This window comes from Prevotella conceptionensis 9403948 (assembly GCF_000312305.1).
Classification (GTDB): Bacteria; Bacteroidota; Bacteroidia; order Bacteroidales; family Bacteroidaceae; genus Prevotella; species Prevotella conceptionensis.
In genome coordinates this window covers 588462-589500 of the sequence record NZ_HE999443.1, presented here as the reverse complement: position 1 = coordinate 589500, position 1039 = coordinate 588462, and the positions used below count along the sequence as shown (strand labels likewise).

The window sequence follows — 1039 nt, the reverse complement described above, 5'->3', positions numbered from 1 at the left end:
GTCAGTCCCATAGACGTATCAACGCATTTGCCGAACTTAACGGCCGCCATGCTGGCTCCGTTGCCGATGTGGCAGGTAATGATGCGTTGGGTTTTAATGTCGCGACCAAGGTAATCGCACACGCGTTGAGATACGTAACGATGACTGGTGCCGTGGAACCGTAACGACGAACGTGGTAGTCTTCGTAGAACTTATAAGGAACGGCGTAGAGGAAAGCGTGTTCGGGCATGGTGCTATGGAAGGCATTATCGAACACAACCACCTGCGGTGTAGCGGGCATAAGCGCATCTACGGCCCTGATTCCACGCAGGTGACCAGCGTTGTGCACGGGTGCAAGGTCGCAAAGGTCTTCTATTCCCTGCTCCACCTCGGGGGTAACGATGCAGCTATCGTTGAACTTATCGCCGCCTTGCACGATGCGATGGCCCACGGCATCAATTTCGCTCAGGTCGTTAATGGCGCCAATCTCCTTGTCGAGAAGGGTTTGGAAAACGAAGTTCACGCCCTCCTTATGGTCGGGCATGTCGTGCATAATCACCTTTTTCTCGCCGTTTGGGAGCGTCAGTTTCAAGAAAGCCTCGTCAAGTCCAATGCGTTCAACACCTCCTTGTGCCAAAACCGACTTGTCGTCCATGTTGTAGAGCTTGTACTTAATGGACGAGCTGCCACAGTTTAATACCAAGATTTTCATTCTTATATATCGTTGTTTTTTATTTATCGGTGGGTATAGCGCATGCTTTGGCCTTGGCGTCTTGTGCCTGACAAGCAGTGATGGCCACCATGTAATAAATGTCGTCTACCGAGCAACCACGACTCAAATCGTTCACTGGGCGCGCTATGCCCTGCAAAATTGGGCCAATGGCTTGGACGTTTCCTAGGCGTTGCACCAGTTTGTAGCTAATGTTTCCCACTTCGAGGTTGGGCACCACCAACACATTGGCATTGCCTGCGATGGCACTTCCGGGTGCTTTCTTCTGTCCTACGGATGGAACCAACGCGGCATCGGCCTGCAATTCACCGTCGATACGCAGGTCGGGGG

Annotated in this window: 1 protein-coding gene and 1 pseudogene; both read right to left on the bottom strand. The window is 52.3% G+C overall.

The window, feature by feature from the left end:
- Positions 1-691: pseudogene (locus BN93_RS02110) on the bottom strand (acetate/propionate family kinase); the annotation flags it as partial.
- A gap of 19 nt (positions 692-710) precedes the next feature.
- On the bottom strand, positions 711-1039 hold a 329-nt coding region (locus tag BN93_RS02105), incomplete at its 5' end, for a phosphate acyltransferase (RefSeq protein WP_044259438.1).